16 protein-coding genes and 1 pseudogene are annotated in these 21,192 nt (G+C 65.0%); 14 read left to right on the top strand and 3 right to left on the bottom strand.

Annotated features, from left to right (window positions below; all coding sequences use genetic code 11):
- Nucleotides 1-17 precede the first annotated feature (17 nt).
- The gene (locus ACVWYQ_RS28850) at nucleotides 18-1,631 is read left to right on the top strand and encodes an ABC-F family ATP-binding cassette domain-containing protein (RefSeq protein ID WP_456726605.1); all 1,614 of its coding nucleotides are present in this window, start codon (nucleotides 18-20) and stop codon (nucleotides 1,629-1,631) included.
- A 191-nt stretch (nucleotides 1,632-1,822) separates the two neighbouring features.
- On the opposite strand, the gene ACVWYQ_RS28855 is transcribed toward ACVWYQ_RS28850, so the two are convergent.
- Nucleotides 1,823-3,157 carry a dicarboxylate/amino acid:cation symporter gene (locus ACVWYQ_RS28855; RefSeq protein WP_404545973.1) on the bottom strand — a complete coding sequence of 445 codons (1,335 nt, stop codon included), beginning with the start codon at nucleotides 3,155-3,157 and terminating at the stop codon, nucleotides 1,823-1,825.
- A gap of 126 nt (nucleotides 3,158-3,283) precedes the next feature.
- On the opposite strand from ACVWYQ_RS28855, the gene ACVWYQ_RS28860 reads away from it, so the two are divergent.
- From ACVWYQ_RS28860 to ACVWYQ_RS28915, 12 genes and pseudogenes are all read left to right on the top strand, one after another.
- The gene (locus ACVWYQ_RS28860; protein WP_404545975.1) at nucleotides 3,284-4,597 is read left to right on the top strand and encodes a solute carrier family 23 protein; all 1,314 of its coding nucleotides are present in this window, start codon (nucleotides 3,284-3,286) and stop codon (nucleotides 4,595-4,597) included.
- Between the two features lie 70 nt (nucleotides 4,598-4,667).
- On the top strand, nucleotides 4,668-5,504 hold the full coding sequence (locus ACVWYQ_RS28865; RefSeq protein WP_404545977.1) for an SDR family oxidoreductase: 837 nt from the start codon (nucleotides 4,668-4,670) through the stop codon (nucleotides 5,502-5,504).
- Nucleotides 5,505-5,635: 131 nt separating this feature from the next.
- Complete coding sequence (locus ACVWYQ_RS28870; RefSeq protein ID WP_271542910.1) at nucleotides 5,636-7,435, top strand: cation:proton antiporter domain-containing protein; 1,800 nt, start codon at nucleotides 5,636-5,638, stop codon at nucleotides 7,433-7,435.
- 74 nt (nucleotides 7,436-7,509) lie between these two features.
- Nucleotides 7,510-8,332 (top strand): annotated as a pseudogene (locus ACVWYQ_RS28875) (NAD-dependent protein deacetylase).
- A 140-nt stretch (nucleotides 8,333-8,472) separates the two neighbouring features.
- The gene (locus ACVWYQ_RS28880; protein WP_404545980.1) at nucleotides 8,473-10,557 is read left to right on the top strand and encodes a hydantoinase/oxoprolinase family protein; all 2,085 of its coding nucleotides are present in this window, start codon (nucleotides 8,473-8,475) and stop codon (nucleotides 10,555-10,557) included.
- A 2-nt stretch (nucleotides 10,558-10,559) separates the two neighbouring features.
- A complete protein-coding gene (locus ACVWYQ_RS28885; RefSeq protein WP_275510556.1) occupies nucleotides 10,560-12,218 on the top strand; it encodes a hydantoinase B/oxoprolinase family protein in 1,659 nt (552 codons plus the stop codon).
- 33 nt (nucleotides 12,219-12,251) lie between these two features.
- A complete protein-coding gene (locus ACVWYQ_RS28890; RefSeq protein ID WP_404545982.1) occupies nucleotides 12,252-13,250 on the top strand; it encodes a TRAP transporter substrate-binding protein in 999 nt (332 codons plus the stop codon).
- Nucleotides 13,251-13,259: 9 nt separating this feature from the next.
- Nucleotides 13,260-13,853 (top strand): TRAP transporter small permease subunit, encoded by a 594-nt coding sequence (locus ACVWYQ_RS28895; RefSeq protein ID WP_404545984.1) that lies wholly within the window; start codon nucleotides 13,260-13,262, stop codon nucleotides 13,851-13,853.
- 31 nt (nucleotides 13,854-13,884) lie between these two features.
- A complete protein-coding gene (locus ACVWYQ_RS28900; protein WP_275498045.1) occupies nucleotides 13,885-15,189 on the top strand; it encodes a TRAP transporter large permease in 1,305 nt (434 codons plus the stop codon).
- A 323-nt stretch (nucleotides 15,190-15,512) separates the two neighbouring features.
- On the top strand, nucleotides 15,513-17,231 hold the full coding sequence (locus ACVWYQ_RS28905) for a pyrroloquinoline quinone-dependent dehydrogenase (protein ID WP_271542917.1): 1,719 nt from the start codon (nucleotides 15,513-15,515) through the stop codon (nucleotides 17,229-17,231).
- A gap of 114 nt (nucleotides 17,232-17,345) precedes the next feature.
- Entirely contained in the window at nucleotides 17,346-17,660 is a 315-nt protein-coding gene (locus tag ACVWYQ_RS28910; protein ID WP_246732250.1) for a c-type cytochrome, read from the top strand.
- A 17-nt stretch (nucleotides 17,661-17,677) separates the two neighbouring features.
- Nucleotides 17,678-18,445: a substrate-binding periplasmic protein gene (locus ACVWYQ_RS28915; protein ID WP_404545987.1), complete on the top strand. Its 768-nt coding sequence runs from the start codon at nucleotides 17,678-17,680 to the stop codon at nucleotides 18,443-18,445.
- Between the two features lie 198 nt (nucleotides 18,446-18,643).
- On the opposite strand, the gene ACVWYQ_RS28920 is transcribed toward ACVWYQ_RS28915, so the two are convergent.
- Complete coding sequence (locus tag ACVWYQ_RS28920) at nucleotides 18,644-19,288, bottom strand: glutathione binding-like protein (RefSeq protein WP_157283790.1); 645 nt, start codon at nucleotides 19,286-19,288, stop codon at nucleotides 18,644-18,646.
- A 106-nt stretch (nucleotides 19,289-19,394) separates the two neighbouring features.
- Between ACVWYQ_RS28920 and ACVWYQ_RS28925 the strand changes: the two genes are divergently transcribed.
- Nucleotides 19,395-20,075: a TetR/AcrR family transcriptional regulator gene (locus ACVWYQ_RS28925; protein ID WP_456726606.1), complete on the top strand. Its 681-nt coding sequence runs from the start codon at nucleotides 19,395-19,397 to the stop codon at nucleotides 20,073-20,075.
- A gap of 70 nt (nucleotides 20,076-20,145) precedes the next feature.
- On the opposite strand, the gene ACVWYQ_RS28930 is transcribed toward ACVWYQ_RS28925, so the two are convergent.
- Nucleotides 20,146-21,111, bottom strand: coding sequence for a 2-hydroxyacid dehydrogenase (locus ACVWYQ_RS28930; protein ID WP_456726607.1), 966 nt, complete (start codon nucleotides 21,109-21,111; stop codon nucleotides 20,146-20,148).
- Nucleotides 21,112-21,192: the final 81 nt, after the last annotated feature.

The following is a 21,192-nucleotide window of genomic DNA, read 5'->3' on the forward strand; positions in this document are numbered from 1 at the left end:
TGCTCACGGGGAACTCCATGCCCGCTTCAATCATCCTGTCGAACTTGTCGCTGTCCACGCCTGACGGCCGCTCTCTCTTCTCAAACCTCGATCTGACATTCGGCGCCGAGCGAACTGGTCTCGTCGGCCGTAACGGCGTTGGCAAGACGACGCTGCTTGCGTCGATGCTCGGAGAACATATTCCTCAGTCGGGACGCGTTCTGATCAACGGCACTATCGGCTTGTTACGCCAGGACGTGCAGGTTCTTGCCGGCGCGACCGTGGCGGATATGTTCGGTGTGCGGCCAGCGCTCGAGTTGCTGCGCCGTGCCGAGCGGGGCGACGCCTCCGCCGACGAGGTCGCTGCGGTCGACTGGACGCTCGAGACGCGGCTTGGGGCCGCGCTGGCGCGCCTCGGGTTCGATCCGTCTCCCGATACGGAGCTGTCGTGCCTGTCCGGTGGCCAGATCACGCGGGTTCGTCTCGCCGCGCTGGTGTTCGCTGCGCCTGACTTCCTGCTGCTGGACGAGCCCACCAACAATCTCGACCAGGACGGACGCAAGGCCGTCACCGATCTGCTGGCTGCCTGGCGCGGCGGCGCGATTATCGTCAGCCACGACCGGACACTGCTCGACACCATGGATGCGATCGTCGAGCTGACGTCGCTCGGCGCGACACGATATGGCGGCAATTGGAGCAGCTTTCGAACGCAGAAGGCCATCGAGCTCGCGGCTGTGAGGCACGATCTCGCGCTTGCCGAGAACCGCCTGTCCGAGATCGACGGGAGGGCGCAGGAGGCCGCGGAGAAGAAAGCGCGCAAGGACAGCGGCGGCAGAAAGAAGCACGCCAAGGGCGACATGCCGCGCATCCTGGCCGGCGCCCGCAAGGATCGCAGCGAGGACACCGGCGGCAAGAATGCGCAAATCGCCGAGCGGCAGCGCGCGGAAGCACTTCAAGCCATCGACACGGCGCGCCGGCGCATCGAGGTTCTTCAGCCGCTCTCGGTCAAATTGCCCGCAACCGACCTGCCGGCGGGGAGGGAGGTGCTTTGGCTTGACGGTGTCAGCGCTGGCTTTCGGCCGGAGCAGCCTGTCCTGCGCGACCTCTCATTTGCGGTGGTCGGGCCGGAGCGCGTCGCGCTGCTCGGGCCCAATGGCTCCGGCAAGACGACGCTGCTGAAGCTCATCGTGGGCGAGCTGCGTCCGCTTGCGGGCATCGTGCGGGTCAGGCCGGATTTCGCGTTGTTCGACCAGAAGGTCAGCCTGCTCGAACCGGCGCGCTCCATCCTGGACAATTTTCGGCGTCTCAATCCGAAGGCCGGTGCGAACGAGTGCCATGCCGCGCTGGCCCGGTTCATGTTTCGCGCCGATGCCGCCTTGCAAATCGTCGGGAGCCTGAGCGGTGGGCAAATGTTCCGCGCGGGCCTCGCTTGCGTGCTGGGCGGGCAGCCGCCGCCGTCGCTGCTGATCCTGGACGAGCCGACTAATCATCTCGACTTCGAGTCCATCGAAGCCGTCGAGGCCGGCTTGCGGGCCTATGACGGCGCTCTGCTGGTCGTCAGCCATGACGAGGCGTTCCTGCAGGCGATCGGGATCACGCGGCGGATCGAACTTGCCGCCAATTTGCCGCGCATCGATGGCGGGATCGTCTGATCCCGCCTGGCGCTCTGGATCTGGCTGTGATTATCAAAAGCCCGACGCCCTGCCCCCAGCGCGTCGGGCGGAAAAAATGAGTATAAATCCGTGATCCCAACGCCAGTGTTGTGACGCGGGCCGCATCGATTTTCTACTCCGGGAAACTACCGCATCGGAACCAGGCTTCGTCTGCTCACCGACTGCGCGGCCTACGAGGCCGCGCCTCCACTCGGCTCCAGCGCCTCGCCGATCTCCAGCGGATGCGCCATGGTCTCGTGCAGCGCGTCGCGGTCGAGCTCGCCTTCGGAGATGCTGATGACCACGCAGGCAACGCCATTTCCGATCAGGTTGGTCAGCGCGCGGCATTCGCTCATGAACTTGTCGATGCCGACCAGGATCGCGATCGACTGGATCGGGATATCAGGCACGATCGACAGCGTCGCGGCGAGCGTGATGAAGCCGGCGCCGGTCACGCCCGAGGCCCCCTTGGAGGTGATCATGGCGATGCCGAGAATGCCGAGCTCCTGCCAGATGGTCAGATGGGTGTTGGTCGCCTGCGCCAGGAACAGCGTCGCCAGCGTCATGTAGATGTTAGTGCCGTCGAGATTGAAGCTGTAGCCGGTCGGGATGACGAGGCCCACCACGGAGCGTGAGGCGCCGAGATGCTCCATCTTCTGGATCATCTGCGGCAGCACGGTCTCGGAGGACGAGGTGCCGAGAACGATCAAAAGCTCGTCCTTGATATAGGCGATGAAGCGCAGGATCGAGAAGCCGGCGAGCCGGGCGATCGAACCCAGCACGATCAGCACGAACAGGATACTGGTCAGATAGAACGTGCCGATCAGCGCGGCGAGATTGAGCAGCGAGCCGAGGCCGTAGGCGCCGACGGTGAACGCCATCGCGCCGAAGGCGCCGATCGGCGCGACGCGCACGATGATGCGGATGATGCCGAAGAACATCTTCGCCGCCTTGTCGATAGCGTCCGCAATAGGCTCGCCGGCCTTGCCGAGAAAGGCGATGGCGAAGCCGGACAGGATCGAGATCAGCAGCACCTGCAAGAGGTCGCCGCGCGCAATGGCGCCGAGATAGCTGTCGGGAATGATCGCCATCAGATGGGCGACGATGCCCTCTTCGTGGGCCTTGGTGACGTAGGTCGCCACCGATTTCGGGTCGATCGTGGTTGGATCGATGTTGAAGCCGTGTCCGGGCTGGAGAATCTCCCCGACCAGAAGGCCGACCGCGAGCGCCACGGTCGAGACCGTCTCGAAATAGATCAGCGACTTCAGCCCGACCCGGCCGACCCGCTTCAGATCGCCCATCGAGGAAATGCCGTGCACCACGGTGCAGAAGATCACGGGCGCGATCATCATCTTGATCAGCGCGATGAAGCCGTCGCCGAGTGGCTTCAAGGCCTTGCCGAGATCGGGATAGACATAGCCGATGAGCACGCCGAGTGCGATCGCGATCAGCACCTGGACGTACAGGATCTTGTACCAGGGCTGGTGCCGGCGCTGGATGGCTGACGGGATCGCAATCTGTGTCATAATGTAGGCTCGGGAACGGATTGATCGTGCATGATTTGCATCATGTGATGGGCGCCGCAGAAGCGACAATCACGTTTTTGTCTGTTGGCACGACCATCGGTCGTTGCGCCGAACTTGGGTGGAAACATGACGATCGCAACAGGCTCGGACGAGCAGAGCTATTTTCCACGTTGGAAGCTCAAGACCTCGGGCGTGATCATGCCGGAGGAGCGGCTGTCCTGGGGCCAGACCATCGTCTCGGGTCTTCAACATTGCGTCGCGATGTCCGGTGCGACGATCATCGCGCCGCTGTTGATGGGGTTCGATCCCAACGTTGCAGTTCTGTTCTCCGGCGTCGGCACGCTGATCTTCTTCGTCATCGTCGCCGGGCGCGTGCCGAGCTATCTCGGCTCGAGCTTCGCCTTCATCGCCGTCGTCATCGCCGCCACCGGCTATGCCGGGCAGGGGCCGAACCCGAACCTGTCGGTTGCGCTCGGCGGCATCGTCGGCGCCGGAGTGCTGTATGGCCTGATTTCGCTGGTCGTGATGTGGTCCGGTGTCGGCTGGATCGAGCGGCTGCTGCCGCCGGCCGTTACCGGCGCCGTCGTCGCCGCGATCGGCCTCAATCTCGCGCCGGTTGCGGTCAAGGCAGTTAGCGCCAATGCATTCGACACCTGGATCGGCCTCGCCACCGTCTTGATCATCGGCGTGGTCGCCGTTGCAGCACCAGGCCTGTGGCGCCGCCTACCGATCATCCTCGGGGCGCTCGGCGGCTATCTCTTGTACCTGCTGTTCGCGAACGGCCTCGGCTTCGGCAAGCCGATCGACTTCACGCAATTGTCGGCCGCGCCGTGGCTCGGGCTGCCGAACTTCACTGCGCCGAGCTTCCATGCCGATGCGATCTTCCTCATCGCGCCGGTTGCCGTCATTCTCGTTGCCGAGAACCTCGGGCACATCAAGGCCGTTGGCGCCATGACCGGCCGAAGCCTCGATTCTTATCTTGGCCGCGCCCTTTTCGCCGACAGCTTAGCTACCATCGTGGCGGCGTGCGGCGGTGGTACCGGCGTCACCACCTATGCCGAGAACATCGGCGTGATGGCGGCGACCAAGGTCTATTCGACACTGCTGTTTGCGTTCGCAGCCCTGGTGTCGATCCTGCTCGGCTTCTCGCCGAAATTCGGCGCGCTCATCTTGTCCATCCCGGGTCCCGTCATCGGGGGGCTTTCGATCGTGCTGTTCGGATTGATCGCGGCGATGGCCGGACGAATCTGGGTCGAGAACAAGGTCGACTTCGCCAATCCTGCGAACCTCATCACGGTCGCGGTGGCGCTGATCGCAGGGGCCGGCGACCTCACGCTCAAATTCGGTGCATTCACGATCGGCGGCATCGGCACCGCGACGTTCGGCGCGATCATCCTCTATCAGATCTTGACCTCGCCGCGCGCGCAGCGAGCCGACTAGATGCCGGCATCTGCGAGGGATGGAACAAAACGCCGGTTCCATCCATGATGATGCATCCCGGAGAAAACACATGCCGCAAACCGAACGCTCGACCCCGTTTCCCTCGCGCCTCGTCGGCCAGTACGCGCTGGTGACCGGCGCCTCACAAGGCATCGGTCGTGCCGTTGCCATCCGGCTCGCCCAGGAAGGCGCGACCGTCGCCATCAATTATTTCGGCAGTCCCGAGGGGGCGGACGAGACGCTCGCGCTCGCACGAGCCGCATCGAGCGATCGCGGCCATGGCAGGCTCGACCATATCGTCGTCAAGGCCGATGTCGGCAATGAGCAGGACATCGCCGCGATGTTCGAGACGGTCCTGGCGCGCTTCAAGCGTCTCGATTGTCTCGTCAACAATGCCGGCTTCCAGCGGGAATCGCCGAGCGAGGCGCTCGACGTCGAAACCTATCGCCGCATCATCGACGTCAACCTGAACGGCGCCGTGCTGTGTGCCCAGAAGGCGCTGGCGCATTTCGTCGCGCGCGGCGCAGGCGGCAGCATCATCAACTGCTCCAGCGTCCACCAGATCATCCCCAAACCCGGCTATCTCGCTTACTCGATCAGCAAGGGCGGCATGGCCAATCTCACGCGCACGCTGGCGCTGGAATTCGCCGGCCAGCGCATCCGCGTCAATGCGGTTGGTCCCGGCGCGATCGACACGCCGATCAATGCGGCCTGGACCGGCGATCCGGAGAAGCGCGGCGTCGTCACCTCCCACATTCCGATGGGGCGCGTCGGCACGCCGGAAGAGATCGCCGCGGTGTTCGCCTTCCTCGCCTCGGAGGACGCCAGCTACATCACCGGGCAGACCATCTATGCCTGCGGGGGCCTGACGCTGTTTCCAGAGTTTCGGGAGAACTGGGCAAGCTGAAAACCGGCTTGGGGTTGCGCGCGCCTCGCGTGGGATAGAGGGGCGCGACCGGTTGGGGGTCTGCGGCGCCGTGTGCTATCGACCGTGGATGGCGCTGCCGCTATTGGCGAGCGCCGACACGTGAAGGGCCCGTGACCACAACCATCAACATCAATGCCTATAGTGACGCGCTGGTGGTCCTCGGCACCGCCGGCGTCGTGGTGCCGATCGTCCGGCATTGGGGCATCAATCCGGTGCTGGGCTATCTCGGGGCCGGCGCCATTCTCGGTCCGCTCGGGCTCGGCTCGCTCGTCAAGGACCTCCCGTTCCTGTACTGGTTCACCGTGACGGACGCGAAGAACGTCGAGGGTATCGCCAATCTCGGCATTGTGTTCCTGCTATTCCTGATCGGGCTCGAGCTGTCTTTCAGACGGCTGATGACGATGCGGCGTCTGGTGTTCGGGCTCGGCGGCCTGCAAGTCCTCGCGACGTCGGCGATGATTTTCGGCGTGGCGCTTCTCTTCGGGCAGAGCTCCGATACGGCCGTGATCCTCGGCGCGAGCCTTGCGCTGTCCTCGACGGCGATCGTGCTCGAGCTCCTGTCCGCCGAGAGGCGGCTTTCCACCTCGGCTGGGCGCGCCAGCTTCTCGGTGCTGCTGGCTCAAGACCTCGCAGTCGTCCCCATTCTGGTTTTCGTCTCGGTGCTCGGCGCGGGAAGCGGTGGCTCGGTCGTGGCGCATATCTCCAGTGCGGTCCTGAAGGCGGTGCTAGCGGTAGCCTTCCTCACGCTGGTCGGACGGCTATTGATGCGTCCGCTCTTCCAGATGGTTGCAGGCACCCATTCGACGGAGTTGTTCGTTGCCGCGACCCTGTTCGTCATTGTCGGCGCAGGGCTTGCCGCCCACCAGGCCGGCCTGTCGATGGCGCTCGGAGCCTTCGTTGCAGGACTGATGCTGGCGGAGACCGAGTATGGCAAGGCCATCGAGGCCACCGTGGAGCCGTTCAAGGGCCTGCTGCTGGGCATCTTCTTCTTCACCGTCGGCATGGCCATCGACGTCCGCGTGTTCCTGCGCGAGCCCGTCTGGCTGCTGGCCGCCGTCGTCGGCATTCTCGTCGGCAAGGCGATCGTGCTCATCATCCTGGGGCGCCTCTTCAGGCTGTCATGGCCGGCGGCGATCGAGATCGGCTTCCTGCTGGGCCCCGTCGGCGAATTCGCCTTCGTCAGCATCGGAATGGCGGCGGCCGGAGGCATGATCGAGCCCCGCGTGTCGAGCTTTGCCGTCGCCGTGACCGCCGTGACGATGGCCCTGACGCCGCTTCTGAGCATTCTTGGACGAAAATTGGCCGCGAAACTGAGCAGCGAACGCACGCCCGATCCCGAACTCGCGGTGCGGCCGCCCGGCGACCGCGCGCACGCCATCGTGGTCGGCTATGGCCGTGTTGGGAAGGTGGTCTGCTCCCTGCTGACCAGCCATGGCCTGAACTACATCGCAGTCGATCACGCGGCCGTCGACGTGGCGCGTGATCGCCGCGACGGTCACAAGGTCTATTTTGGCGATGCGACAGAGCCGGGTTTCCTCGAAGCCTGCGGCTTGATGCAGACGACCGGCGTGATCATCACCATCCAGTCGCGGCCGGCGATCGATGCCGTCGTCGAGCGGGTCCGGGCGGTGCGGCCGGACGTGCTGATCGTCTCGCGTGCGCGGGATGCCGATCATGCCCGGCACCTCTACGCGATCGGCGCAACCGATGCGGTGCCGGAAACCATCGAGGCGAGCCTGCAGCTCTCCGAAGCCGCACTGGTCGGCCTCGGCGTTGCGGTCGGGCATGCGATCGCCTCCGTGCACGAGAAGCGGGACGAGTTCAGGCTGACGCTGCAGCAGGCCGCGCGGATCGCGGGACAAGAGAAAGCTCGTCCGCTCGATCTCACGGGACGGCGGTCGCCGCGATAACGGCTATGCGGCCGCCATGCGCCGGGATTGTCGTTATCTGGCAAAACGGGCCGGCGCGAACTACATCATGCGCCATGACGAATGCCCCTCCGGCAAAACCTCCGCTCCAGGATTTCATCGGCCGGCACGAACGCCTGTTCGTGCTGACGGGCGCCGGCTGCAGCACCAATTCGGGCATTCCCGACTATCGCGACAGCCAGGGCAACTGGAAACGGACCCAGCCGGTCAATTTTCAGGCCTTCATGTCGGAGGAGCCAACCCGCCGGCGCTATTGGGCACGCAGCCTGATCGGCTGGCGGCGGTTCGGCCAGGCGAGGCCGAACGATGCTCATCGTGCGCTGGCCCGGCTCGAGGCGAACGGCCGGTGCGGGATGCTGCTGACCCAGAACGTCGACCGGTTGCATCAGTCGGCCGGCCATCGGCAGGTGATCGACCTGCACGGCCGGCTCGATCTGGTCCGCTGCATGGGCTGCGGGGCGAAGACGCCGCGCGAGGAGTTTCAGCACGCGCTCGGCCGCGCCAATGAGGCATGGCTGACGCTCGATGCCGCCGATGCACCCGACGGCGATGCCGATCTGGAGCACGAGGATTTTTCCTCCTTCGAGGTGCCTCCTTGCGAAGCCTGCGGCGGCATCCTCAAGCCCGACGTGGTGTTCTTCGGCGAGAACGTGCCGCGTGAGGTGGTGGCCACGGCGCAGGAGCATCTGGCGCAGGCCGATGCCATGCTGATCGTTGGCTCGTCATTGATGGTCTATTCCGGCTTCCGCTTCGTGCAGGCCGCCCGCGAAACGGCAGATTCCGATCGCCGCGGTCAATCTCGGCCGCACCCGCGCCGACGATCTCCTGACGCTGAAGGTCGAGCAGCGCTGCGAGGCGGCGCTTGCATTCCTGCTCTGATCGCTCAGGCGCGAACACGCCTTGCCTATTGCATAGGTGCCGCGCAAAATAGCCGGGCACAGCGTTACAGGCATGCGTCATGGCACGGGAATTGCTGCGCTTTTGGACCCGGTCTTGACGACCAGCACGGAGAAATTGGAATGCTCGAGGGAGCCGAGGTACGGCTTGCCGTTGATATCGGTGGCACGTTCACCGACATCGTGCTGGACGTGGGACAAGACCGCAAAACCCGCAAGGTGCTGACGACGCCGCAGCGGCCTGAGCAGGCGGTGCTGGACGGCATGCGGCTCATTCTTGCCGATGCGCGCGCGCATATCAGCGATATCGACGTCTTCATCCATGGCACGACGCTCGCGACCAACGCGATCATCGAGCGGCGCGGCGCCAGGACGGCGCTGATCGCAACCGAAGGCTTTCGCGACGTGCTCGATATCGGCACGGAGAGCCGCTACGACCAGTACGACCTCAGCATCGACAAGCCGAAGCCGCTGGCGCCGCGCGGCCTCCGCTTCACCGTGCCCGAGCGCATCGACGCTCACGGCGCCGTCCGCCTCCCGCTCGACGAAGCTTCGGTGCGGGCGCTCGCGCCGAAATTGCGCGAACTCGAGGTCAAGAGCGTCGCCATCGCCTTCCTGCATTCCTATGCCAATCCCGAGCACGAGCGGCGCACAGCGGCGATCCTGGCCGAGGAGATGCCCGGCATCTCCGTCACATTGTCTTCCGCCGTCTGTCCCGAAATTCGCGAGTATGAGCGCACATCGACTGCGGTCGCGAACGCCTATGTGCAACCCCTGATCGACGGCTATCTCGCCCGCATGGCCGACGCCCTGCAGGTCGAGCAGTTCCGCGGCTCGATCTATCTCGTCACGTCAGGCGGCGGCGTCACCTCGATCGAGACGGCGCGGCGCTTTCCGGTGCGTCTCGTCGAATCCGGTCCTGCGGGCGGCGCGATCTTCGCGGCGCAGATCGCGGCGCGCCTTGGCGAGAGCAAGGTGCTCTCTTTTGACATGGGCGGCACCACGGCAAAAATCTGCCTGATCGAGAAATACCAGCCCGAGACCTCACGCGTGTTCGAGGTCGATCGCGCGGCGCGCTTCCTCAAGGGCTCCGGCCTGCCGGTGCGCATCCCCGTGATCGAGATGGTCGAGATCGGCGCCGGCGGCGGCTCGATTGCCCATGTCGACGCGATGAAGCGCGTCACCGTCGGCCCGGAGAGCGCCTCGTCGGAGCCGGGGCCGGCCTGCTATGGCCGCGGCGGCCAGCGTCCGGCAGTGACGGATGCCGACGTTGCGCTCGGCATGATCGATCCCGATACCTTTGCGGCCGGTACGATCAAGCTCGATCCGGAGCTGTCGAAAGAGGCGCTGCTGCGCGATGTCGGTGCGCCGCTCGGCCTGTCGGCGGAAACCGCGGCTTATGCCGTGCACGAGGTGGTCTGCGAGAACATGGCGAGCGCGGCGCGCGTGCACGCTGTCGAGCGCGGCGCGGTGGTCGGCCAGCACACGCTGATCGCCTTCGGCGGCGCCGCGCCGCTGCATGCGGCCCGTGTCGCCGAGAAGATCGGCGTGTCCCGCGTGATCGTGCCCTCGAATGCCGGCGTCGGCTCGGCGGTCGGATTTCTGGCGGCTCCCATCGCGTATGAATTGGTGCGCAGCCGGCACGTGCGCCTCGATGATTTCGACACCGAGGCTGTCTCCGACCTCTTGCGGGAGATGGCGACCGAAGCGCGTGCGCTGGTCGAGCCTGGCGCCGCTGGCGCGCCGGTGCGCGAGCGCCGTGCTGCCTTCATGCGCTATGTCGGCCAGGGCCACGAGATCTCGGTCGAGCTGCCGAACCGGCCGCTGACGTCGGCCGATCTCGCTGGCCTGCGGCAAAAGTTCGAGGCCGACTATTCGGCGATGTTCGAGCGACCGATCCCGGGCGCGGCGATCGAGGTGTTGAGCTGGTCGGTGCTGGCGACCACCGAGGCGCGCAATCCGCCTGCCGTTGCGGCGGTCGCGCGCAAGCCCGCGGCCAAGGCGTCCGGCAGCCGAAAGTTCTTCGACGGCCGGGCCGGCGAAGTGATCGAGATCCCGCTCTATCGGCGCGAGGACATGGCGCCAGGGGCAACCATCGCAGGCCCCGCCGTGATCGCGGAAGACGAAACCTCGACGTTCGTCTCCACCAGTTTCGACGCCCATATCGACGGTGCCGGCAGCATCGTCATGGAACGAAAGGCGGCCTAATCATGAGCAAGGCAAATGGCGCGAGCCTGATCGACCTCCAGATCATGTGGCACCGGCTGATCGCCGTGGTCGAGGAGCAGGCCCAGGTGCTGCTTCGCACCGCCTTCAGCCCGATCGTGCGCGAATGCGGCGACCTCTCGGCCGGCGTGTTCGACCTCAAGGGGCGGATGCTGGCGCAGGCGGTGACCGGCACACCCGGCCACGTCAACTCGATGGCCGAATCGGTCAAGCACTTCATCGCTCACTTCCCGATCGAGACGATGAAGGAGGGCGATGCCTACATCACCAATGATCCCTGGATGGGCACCGGTCATCTCAACGATTTCGTCGTCACCACGCCCTGCTTCAAGGACGGCAAGGTCGTCGCGCTGTTCTCCTGCACCAGTCATCTCATGGACATCGGCGGCATCGGCTTCGGGCCCGACGCCACCGACGTGTTCATGGAGGGGCTCTACATCCCCATGCTGAAGCTGATCGACCAGGGCGTCGTCAACGAGACGCTGATGGCGATGATCCGCACCAACACGCGCCTGCCGATCGACACCGAGGGCGATACCTATTCGCTCGCCGGCTGCAACGATGTCGGCTGCGAGCGCCTGGTCGAGATGATGAGCGAGTTCGGCATCGACACGCTCGACGAGCTCGGCGACTACATCTGCGACCGCTCGCGCGAGGCCGTGCTGGCCGAGATCGCAAAGCTGCCGAAGGGCAGCTGGCGCAACACCATGGTGGTCGACGGTTATGATGCGCCGGTGACGCTGGCGGCGACGCTGACGATCTCGGATACCGGCATCCACGTCGATTTCGACGGCACCTCGGCGGCCTCGAAGTTCGGCATCAACGTGCCGCTGTCCTACACCACCGCCTATACCGTGTTCGGCCTCGGCTGCGTCGTTGCCTCGCAGATCCCCAACAATGCCGGCTCGCTCTCGCCGCTGACGGTGTCTGCGCCGGCTGGTGCCATCCTCAATGCGCCAAAGCCGGCGCCTGTGGCGTCGCGCCACGTCATCGGCCAGATGCTGCCGGACGTCGTGTTCGGCTGCCTGCGCCAGATCATTCCCGAGCGCGTGCCTGCGGAAGGCACCTCCTGCCTGTGGAATCTCAACGTGCGCGGCCAGACCCGCTCCGGCGCCGGCGGCAATTACGGGTTCTCGATGGCAGTCACCTCCAACGGCGGCACCGGTGCGCGCTTCGGCAAGGACGGGCTGTCGGCGACCGCTTACCCAAGCGGCGTGCGCGGCACGCCGGTCGAGATTGCCGAAACGCAGACGCCGCTGATCTTCTGGCGCAAGGAGCTGCGTCCGGATTCCGGCGGGGCGGGGCGCACCCGCGGCGGCCTCGGCCAGATCATCGAAGTCGGCAGCGGGGTCGATGCGCCGTTCGACATCCTCGCCGCGTTCGACCGCATCGACCACCCGCCGCGCGGGCGGGACGGCGGCCAGAACGGCGAGGCCGGCTATGTCGGTCTCAAATCCGGCAAGAAGCTGCGCGGCAAGGGCTTTCAGCAGGTGCCGCCGGATGACCGGCTGGTCGTGCTGACGCCCGGCGGTGCCGGCATCGGCGATCCCAGGGAGCGCGATCGCGCGGCCGTCAACGACGACGTCGCAAGCGGTCTCGTGTCTTCGGAGAACGCAGTCAAGGTCTATGGGTACGCGCGTTGATGCATCAACACGCTCGGTAAACGGAGGGGAGCAATGATTACGCGACGGAACTTCACTGTGGGCGCAGCGACGCTGCTCGCCGCCGGCCACATCTCGACTCGCGCCCGGGCGGCAACGAGCTGGGATATGTCGACGGTCTGGCCCGACGGCAATTTCCACACCCAGAACGCGATGGCGTTTGCGGAGGAGGTGAAGAAGCAGAGCAATGGTGCGGTCGCCATCACCGTGAAGGCCGGCGGCCAGCTCGGCTTCAAGGGGCCCGAGCACTTGCGGGCCGTGCGCGACGGCCTGGTGCCGCTCGCCGACGTCCTCAACATCCAGCAGGTCGGCGACGAGCCCTTCATGGGCGTCGAGAGCATCCCCTTCCTCTGCGGCTCCGTGGACGAGCTCAAGGTGCTGCACAAATATGTGCGGCCCGAATACGAGAAGATCGCCGCGCGCAACAATCAGAAGATCCTCTACGTCGTGCCATGGCCGACGCAATATCTGCATCTGAAGACGAAGGTCGCCGACGTCGAGGGCCTCAAGAACATCAAGATCCGCGTGCCCGACAAGAACGCGGTCGAGATGCTCAATGCCGTCGGTATGGCGGCGGTGATGATCCCCTGGGGCGAAACAATCCCCGCACTCGCCTCAGGCGCCGTGGCCGGCGTCTCCACCTCGTCGGTGTCGGGCGTCGACGGCAAGTTCTGGGAGTTCCTCAAATACGTCTACCCGACCAACCATGTCTGGTCGTCGCAGATGCTCACCGTCAATCTCGATGCCTGGAAGGCGCTCGGCGCCGATCAACAGAAGCTGGTCGCTGACATCGCGGCGAAGATGGAGCCCGGCTTCTGGGCCAATTCGCTCAAGGCCGACGTTGACAGCCTCAATCGCCTCAAGGAAGGCGGCATGGAGGTGGTGCCGGTCTCGGACGCCATGATGAAGGACATCCGGGCCAAGACCGCGCCGCAGTTGGATGCCTTCCTCAAGCGCGTGCCGGCGGCGGACAAGCCGGTGCGAGCCTATCTCGCTGAAATCAAGCGCGGCTGAGGACGAGGCGTGGTGAGCCTTTCGCCCGAAGCATCGCAAAGTCTCAACGCAGCGGCGCCCGCGCCGCTGCGCATCGTCCTCGACGGCATCGATCGCCTTGGCCGGCTCGACGGCTGGATCGGCGGCTTCTGTCTCCTGATGCTGACGCTGTTGATGCTGTGCGAGGTCGCAACCCGCTTCCTCTCGAACTTCCTGCCGCTCTTCCCGCCGACCATCTCGATCGCGTGGGAATACTCCTCCTATCTGATGGCGGCGGCCTTCACTTTCGGCGCCGCCATGACGCTGCGCGTCGGCGGCCACATCCGCGTCGTGCTGCTCCTGAAGAACGCACCCGTGCCGGTGCAGCGCGCGCTCGAGATCCTCTCGGCGGCGGCCGGCTTCGCCTTCATGGCGTTCCTGACCATGGCCATGGCGAAATTCGCCTGGAGCGCCTTCGTGCGCGGCCAGGTCTCGACCTCGAGCGACACGCCGCTGTGGTTTCCGCAAGCGATCGTCACCTTCGGCATGTTGCTGCTGACGCTGCAGTTCCTGGCGCGTGCGATCCAGGCCGCGCTCGGCCTGCCGCTGGAGGATCATCGCATGAAGGCCTCGCCCGTCGAATGATCGCCTTGCCCGCATCCGGATCCAAGATCGCATGACCATCGAAGTCGTTGCCCTGTTCGCGATCCTGTTTGTGCTGCTGGCTTGCGGCGTCTGGATCGGCCTCACCCTTGCGCTGACCGCGACGCTGCTGCTCGCGATGTTCCGTTCGGTCCCGCTCGACAAGCTGCTGCCGCAATACGCCTGGAACATCCTGACCACGCAGGAGCTGCTGGCGCTGCCGCTGTTCATCCTGATGGGCGAGCTCTTGTTCCGCACCCGCCTGTCGCGCTCGCTGTTTCAGGGATTGGCGCCCTGGGCCGGGCTGCTGCCCGGCCGTCTTCTGCATGTGAACGTGATCGGCTGTACCATCTTCGCGGCGATCTCGGGCTCGTCGGCGGCGACGACGCAGGTGATCGGCCGCATGTCGCTCAACGAGCTCACGCGCCGCGGTTATTCCCGCGACATCGCGATCGGCTCGCTCGCCGGCGCCGGCACGCTCGGCTTCCTGATCCCGCCCTCCAACATCATGATCATCTACGGGGTGCTCGGCGACGTCTCGATCCTGAAGCTGTTCACCGCCGGCGTGCTGCCGGGCTTCCTGCTGGCCGCGACGTTCATGGCCTGGGTGATGCTGCACACCACCCTCAAACCCGCGATGGTGCCCGAGACCGAAGCCAAGCTCTCGCAGGTGCCTTGGAGCGAGCGCTTTGCAGCACTGAAGGATCTCGCGCCGGCGCTGTTCCTGATCGCATGCGTGCTCGGCTCGATGTATGGCGGGCTCGCAACGCCCTCGGAAGCTGCCGCGGTCGGCGTGCTCGGCGCGGCCCTGGTTGCCTGGGCGCAGGGCGCAATGTCGCAGCAGGTGATCCGCGACGTCTTGATCGGCTCGGTCGTCACTTGCTCGATGATCGCGCTGATTGTGCTGGGGGCCTCGATCCTCGGCAATGCCGCGGCCTTCCTCGGCATCCCGCAGGCGGTGGCCGCGTTCGTCAAAAGCCTCGGCCTGTCGCCGTTCATGCTGATCGTGGCGCTGATCGTCTTCTATCTCGTGCTCGGCTGTTTCCTCGACGGCTTCTCGATGATCGTGATGACGCTGCCGATCGTGCTGCCGATCGTGAAGGGTGCCGGCTTCGACGAGGTCTGGTTCGGCATCTTCCTTGTGCTCGCCGTGGAGATGGCGCAGATCACGCCGCCCGTCGGCTTCAACCTGTTCGTCATCCAGGGCCTCACCGATGACGGGCTCGGCTACATCGCGCGTGTCACCTTGCCCTATCTCTTGATCATGATCGGCTTCGTGCTGCTGCTGACGCTGTGGCCGGGCATCGTCACGATACTGCCGAAGGTGCTTTACGGATAAGACGACCTGTTCCGGGATCGGCGGATCGAAAGCAAAAACGGTCAGCGCCGCTGCCGTTTCAAGTCGCCCTGCATCGAATCGGCTTCGGTGCGCATTCCATATTTGCAGGCCCTGTGATCCGTCGTACAGTGTGACGGCAAGCAGAAGTACAACAGCAACCACTCCGGTGAACGTGGCTCCTCGGCGCGATGCGCCGAGGAGGGGAGGTCTGTTGACGATTCGGTCCGATGGAGGACGATCGACGCACACTGAACTGCAAGTACCCCTCGCAAGCCGCATTCACGAGACGCAATCAACAAACACAAGAGCGGGAGGAAGTGCAAATGAGGAAGCAATGGCTCAGCTCGGCCTTGGCTGTCGTTGTCGTTGCGACACTTGCAGCGACGGCGGCATTGGCTCAGTCCGTGGATACGGCCCGTATCGAGGCCGCCGGCCAGAACGATTGGCTCACCTATCACGGTTCGTACAAATCCCATCACTACAGCCCGCTTGCACAGATTAATACGAGCAATGTCGGCAATCTGGGCGTGGCATGGATGCACATTCCCGGGCGATCGACGCGCGGCCTGCAGTCGATGCCGCTCGTCGCCGACGGCGTGCTGTACTATTCGGGCTCTTACAGCCGGGTCTTCGCGCTGAACGGCGCCAGCGGCGAGGTCATCTGGTCGTTCTTTCCGGAGCTGGATGAGGCGCTGATCAGCCGGCAGACGCACTCTCCTTACAACCGCGGCGTCGCTCTCGGCGAAGGCAAGGTCTTCGTCGGCACCATGGACGGTCGTGTCTTCGGGCTGGATGCCAAGACCGGAAAGGTTCTCTGGGAGACCAGGCTGATCGACTCGCAGAAGCTGACTGTCGGCTTCACCGGCGCGCCGCTCTACGCCAAGGGCAGCGTGATCATAGGCGCGCAAGGCGGCGAATGGCCGGGCCGCGGCCCGATCTTCGCGCTCGATGCCGCAACCGGAAAGAAGAAGTGGGAGTTCCTCACGGTCGCAGGCACCGAAGAGGCGATGAAGACCTGGGGCAACGAGTCCTGGCGCACCGGTGGTGGTGGCGGCTGGATGCCGGGCACCTACGATTCCGAGACCAACACCATCCTGTGGGGCACTGCGAACCCGGCGCCGCTCTACGATTGGTCGGGTCCGGACTACAAGACCCAGGGGGCGCGTCCCGGCGACAACCTCTACACGAGTTCGGTGATCGGGCTCGACATCGATACCGGCAAGCTGAAATTCTACCATCAGGAACTGCCGCACGATGCCTGGGACTTCGACAGCTCGGTCGGCGAATTCGTGATGCTCGAGCGTGACGGCCAGAAATACGTCGTCCATCCGAACAAGGGCGGCTTCGTCTTCGTCTACGACCGCAATCTCAAAGTGAAGAACGTCTGGCGGCTGGTCGAGAACATCAACTTCGTCAAGGATATCGATCCCAAGACCGGCGCGCTGATCGGCCGTCGCGATTTCCCGGTCGGCAAGGTCACCGAACCACCGCTGTGTCCGTTCATCGGCGGCGGCATCAGCTGGAACGCCGGCTCCTACAGCCCCAAGACCGGTCTCTATTACAAGATCGGACAGGAATGGTGCATGACGCTGGATATCCAGAAGACGACGCCGGTCACCACGCCGCAGGTCCAGCTCAACATCGGTGCCGATTTCAAGATGGTGCCTCCTCCGGGTGGCGAGATCTACGGACATCTCGACGCGCGCGATCCCATCACGGGCGCGAAGAAATGGGAGGTTCGCTATCCCGAGCCTCCGCTCGGAAGCGTGCTGTCGACCGCGGGCAACCTCGTCTTCGTGCCTGATTCGCGTGGCGTGCTGCACGCCTATGATGCCGAAACCGGCGCCGAGCTATGGAGGCACAACAACGGCACCGGCCATCAGGGCGGCATCGTCAGCTACTCCGTCGGCGGCAAGCAATATATCGCGGTGACGGCGGGCTTCGGCGGGATGCTGGCGGACGAATATGCGCCGAACTTCGGCGGCGTCTACAAGAGCATGCCGCGTGACGACGGCGCCTTGGTCGTCTTCAGCCTGAAATAGTCTGCCGCAGATGTTCTGATCATGGAGCGGGCGCAAGCCCGCTCCTCGATCGATGTCGCGGCCGCGTGGCTCAGGAATGGAGCGTAGCTGTTGAGACTGTCTTGCAAGACGATCTTGGCGGGGCTGGGCGCCTCGTTGCTGTGGGCTGCGATGGCCCAGGCCCAATCCGCCACACCGGCGCCGGAGAACGCGGCGTTCGAGGTCGAGCAGGTGTTCGCCGGGACTTGCGGCTTCTGTCACTCCGACGGCGGCCGGGCCGCGGGCAAGGGGCCGCAATTGATGAATTCGCCGCGCGACGACGACTACATCCGCAATCGCATCAAGCACGGCAAGCAAGGGGCGATGCCGGCGTTCGACGGCGCGTTCACCGACGCCCAGATCGACCAGATGGTCAAGTACATCCGCGCGCTGAAACCGCGCGAGGGTTGAACCGCAGAGAGCGCGGAATGAAGGCATATGTTCCCGTCATCGTCGCTGCCGCCATCGCTCTGTCCGGGCAGGCGGCGGCGCGACCCCTGGAGGCGATCCGATCCAGCGGCGTGATCGGGCTCTGCGCACATCCCAATTCGCTTCCCTTCGCGCACAAGACCGGCGATCCGCCCGGCTTCCAGGTCGAACTCGGTCGGGTGCTGGCACGCGAGCTCGGTGTCTCGCTGAGGCTCGATTGGATCATCACGCAGTACCAGATGCGCAGCGCCGGCTGCGACATTCTTCTGGACGTCATCGCCGATCGCGAAGCGCAAGGCGAAACCCGCCTGAGAATCTCCAAACCGTATTATCGCACAGGCGTCGCGCTCGCCGTGCCCGCATCTAGCACGCTCACGTCCTTCGCCAGCCTCAACGAATCGACCAAGGTGGGCGTGCAGGTTGGATCGATCGCAGCCATGATCATCGCCCGGCGGCGCGTGCCGATATCGACCTTCGGCTTCGAGAGCGACAGCCTGGAGGCCGTGTCGAACCGCGAGATCGACGCCGCGGCGGTGACGCCCACTGCGGCGAGCTATTTCAATCTGACCCATCCGGACAATCCGCTCCGGATCCTGGATCGTGACGAGAGCACGGCCGATCTGAACTGGAACGTCGGCGTCGGCATGGTCCGTCCGGACGATGCGTTCCGCGAAGCCATCGACGCAGCCGTCGAACGGCTGCGCAGCGACGGCACGATCGACCGCATCTATCGCCGCTACGGCATCGCGCTGCAGCCGCCGAGATAGCGCGCAGGTCGAATCGATTGCCACGGCTCGTTCACCTCTCCCGCTTGCGGGAGAGGTCGCGCCGGAGGCGCGGGTGAGGGCTTTCTCCTCTTGGGGATTGTCCCATTGGAGAAGCACCCTCTCTCCAACCCTCTCCCGCAAGCGGGAGAGGGAGCGCACCTCCGTCGGTGCAGCGATCGAGCCTCATTTCGTCATGCCTCAGGCCGCCGCCTTCTTCCGCGCGAGCTCGGCCTTGTACAGCTCGAACTCCTCGGCGATCGCCTTGGCAATCGATGGTCGCTGACGCAGCCGCTCGTGATACGCCTTCAGGTTCGGCCATTTCGCAAGCTCGATCGGCGGCGTCGCCATGGTCCAGTTGATGACCGTGACGAGATAGGCATCGGCCACGCTGAAATGGTCGAGCAGGAACTCGCGTCCTTTCAGGTAATTGTCGAGATAGTCGAGCCGCGACAGGTTCTTCTCCAGGGCATAGGCCTTGGCTTCCTGCGGCGCCTTGCGGTCGAGCATGGGGATGAACAGACCCTTGTGCAGCTCGGTGCCGATGAAGCAGAGCCATTGATGCAGCCGGGTGCGTTCCATGCCGGCGCTCGCGCCGAGGCCGGCTTGCGGGAAACGGTCCGCGACATATTGCAGGATCGCAGCGTTCTCGGTCAGCACCATGCCGTCGTCGGTGCGCAGCGTCGGCACGAGGCCGATCGGATTCACGGTGCGGAAGTCGGAGCCGTCGCTCAGCACCTTCTTGGTCGGCGGATCGACTTCGAGGTAATTCGCCTCGGCGCCGGCTTCATACAGCGCGACGCGTGTCGCCATCGAGCAGGCAAGCGGCGAGAAATAGAGATCCATCTGTAGCCTCCTTGGGCAATTCCTCTTTGGGTGTCGCTCAACCTGGCCAGATTGATTTTTGTACCATCTTGCATAATATGGGTGAGGTCAAGGAATAACTTGCGGAATGGTACAAAAATCGAAGCCGCCAGCTGCTGCCAATCAGCCCGAACGCCACGGCGAACCCGAGGGTCGCGGTGGGCCTAAGCGCCGCGGCCGTCCGCGCGCCTACGAGCCCGATATCGCGCTCGGCAAGGCGCTCGATCTGTTCCGCAAGCAGGGTTTCGCGGCCACCTCGCTCGACGATCTCAGCGCCGCCACCGGCATGAACCGGCCGAGCCTCTACGGCGCCTTCGGCGACAAGCGCGAGCTCTACATCAGGAGCTACCAGCGCTATCGCGACGAGGCGAGCGCGGCGATGGTCGCGATCTTCCGCGAGGAGATGCCGCTGCGCCGGCGGCTGGAGCGCATCTACGCGGCCGCGCTGGACATCTATCTGTCCGGTGACACCGGGCCGCGCGGTTGCTTCACGGTCGTCACCGCGGCCTCCGAGGCGGTCGGCGATCCCGAGATCCGCGCCATGGTGCTGGACGGCCTCACCGGGCTCGACAAGGCCTTTGCCAGTTGCTTCCGCCGCGCCAAGGAGAAAGGCGAGCTGCCGGAGAGCGCCGATCCGTTCGCGCTGGCGCAGATCGCATCGGCCACCATCCACACCATCGCCATCCGCTCCCGCGCCCGCGTGCCGCGCAAGGAGCTGGAGGCGATCGTGAAGGGCGCGATCGACGTGATGGTGGGAGCTAAAAGCTAGAGCATGATCCGGAAAAGTGTGCAGCGGTTTTCCGAAAGATCATGCTCAAACAATAGCCTAAAGCGAAGCCTCAATACCCCCTTGCGCGGTCCACCACGTTCTCCAGCGCGCCGCCCGCCTCGAACCGGGCGATCTGCTCGGCGACATAGGCCGAGATCGCATCCGCGTCGGTGTCGGCGGCATTGTGCGGCGTCAACACCACCTTGGGGTGGGTCCAGAACCGGCTGTCCTTCGGCTGCGGCTCCTGCACGAAGACGTCGAGCGAGGCGGCGCCCAGCGTGCCGTCGTCGAGGCAGGCGAGAAGATCAGCCTCGTTCTGCAGGCCGCCGCGGCCGGCATTGATCAGCACCGGCGCGCCGAGCGGGCTGCTGCGATTGAGCTTCTTGAAGACCTCGCGGTTGAGGATGCCGTGCGTGTCTGATGTCAGCGGCAGCAGGCAGACCACGATATCGGTCTTGCGCAGGAACGCGTCCATGCCAGCGGCGCCATGGAAGCATTCGACGCCCTCGATCGTGCGCGGGCTGCGGCTCCAGCCGGCGACGCGAAAGCCGAGCCGCCGCAGCACGTCGGCCGCATCGGCGCCGAGCGTGCCCAGCCCCATGACGCCGACCGTGATCGCGCTCGCCGGCCACTGATATCTGGGCTCCCAGCGCTTCTCGCGCTGCGATTGCCGGAGGTAAAGCTCCTGGCGGTGATGCATCAGAACGTGCAGCACGACATATTCGGTCATGCGGTTGGTGAGATCGGGCACGGCGACGCGCACCAGCGGCACCTCGGGCAGGCTCTTGTCGGCCATCAGCGCGTCGACGCCGGCGCCGAGGTTGAAGATCGCCCGCAGATTTGGGAACGCCCCGAGATCGCCCGGCACCGGCTTCCATACCGCCGCATAATGCACCTCCGCCGGATCGAGTCCGGCGTCCGGCAGCAGCACCACGCGGCGGTCCTCGCAGACGGCTTCGAATCGGGCCTTCCACCGCTCCGGCAGCCAGTTCTGCTGCGTGCTGTTGATCAGGACGGCCAGTGTGCCCATGGTCATTCGAAGTGCCTCTTTCGGGTTCCGCTCGAGAAAGCCCTCCTTGGCACGATCTGCCGGATTTTTCTTGCAAATTTTTTCCGC

The organism is Bradyrhizobium sp. USDA 3397, assembly GCF_054060965.1.

Coding starts and splice junctions, on each gene's coding strand:
- ACVWYQ_RS28890 (WP_404545982.1), top strand. CDS start 12,252: ATGATTACGCGACGGAACTTCACTGTGGGCGCAGCGACGCTGCTCGCC.
- ACVWYQ_RS28880 (WP_404545980.1), top strand. CDS start 8,473: ATGCTCGAGGGAGCCGAGGTACGGCTTGCCGTTGATATCGGTGGCACG.
- ACVWYQ_RS28855 (WP_404545973.1), bottom strand. CDS start 3,157: ATGACACAGATTGCGATCCCGTCAGCCATCCAGCGCCGGCACCAGCCC.
- ACVWYQ_RS28905 (WP_271542917.1), top strand. CDS start 15,513: ATGAGGAAGCAATGGCTCAGCTCGGCCTTGGCTGTCGTTGTCGTTGCG.
- ACVWYQ_RS28915 (WP_404545987.1), top strand. CDS start 17,678: ATGAAGGCATATGTTCCCGTCATCGTCGCTGCCGCCATCGCTCTGTCC.
- ACVWYQ_RS28920 (WP_157283790.1), bottom strand. CDS start 19,288: ATGGATCTCTATTTCTCGCCGCTTGCCTGCTCGATGGCGACACGCGTC.
- ACVWYQ_RS28850 (WP_456726605.1), top strand. CDS start 18: ATGCCCGCTTCAATCATCCTGTCGAACTTGTCGCTGTCCACGCCTGAC.
- ACVWYQ_RS28860 (WP_404545975.1), top strand. CDS start 3,284: ATGACGATCGCAACAGGCTCGGACGAGCAGAGCTATTTTCCACGTTGG.
- ACVWYQ_RS28925 (WP_456726606.1), top strand. CDS start 19,395: ATGGTACAAAAATCGAAGCCGCCAGCTGCTGCCAATCAGCCCGAACGC.
- ACVWYQ_RS28930 (WP_456726607.1), bottom strand. CDS start 21,111: ATGACCATGGGCACACTGGCCGTCCTGATCAACAGCACGCAGCAGAAC.
- ACVWYQ_RS28885 (WP_275510556.1), top strand. CDS start 10,560: ATGAGCAAGGCAAATGGCGCGAGCCTGATCGACCTCCAGATCATGTGG.
- ACVWYQ_RS28865 (WP_404545977.1), top strand. CDS start 4,668: ATGCCGCAAACCGAACGCTCGACCCCGTTTCCCTCGCGCCTCGTCGGC.
- ACVWYQ_RS28900 (WP_275498045.1), top strand. CDS start 13,885: ATGACCATCGAAGTCGTTGCCCTGTTCGCGATCCTGTTTGTGCTGCTG.